Annotated in this window: 1 pseudogene; it reads right to left on the bottom strand. The window is 67.5% G+C overall.

The annotated features are described in order from the left end of the window. Window positions 1-18 precede the first annotated feature (18 nt). Window positions 19-237, bottom strand: a pseudogene (locus ABQF13_RS25355) (hypothetical protein); the annotation flags it as partial.

The following is a 237-nucleotide window of genomic DNA, read 5'->3' as shown; positions in this document are numbered from 1 at the left end:
GCTGCGGCGACGTCGGTGTCAGATCGGCGGCGTATCGCGTGCGGCTTCGCGTTGGTTGAGTTCGCGTTCGGTGTTGATGCGTGTTTGGTTGTCGGCGGCGCGGGTGCGTCGTCGTCGTGGCATCTTCAGGGCGCGCTGCGCTGAAGGTGGGGGCGCGTTGGCCGGCGGGGGTAGGTCGGCGGTGGTGGTGTCCCAGTTCGGAAACAGCACCCGACTCATCGGGTAGGTGCGGTAGGT

Source organism: Mycolicibacterium sp. XJ879 (assembly GCF_053483935.1).
This window is presented reverse-complemented; position numbering and strand designations above follow the sequence as displayed.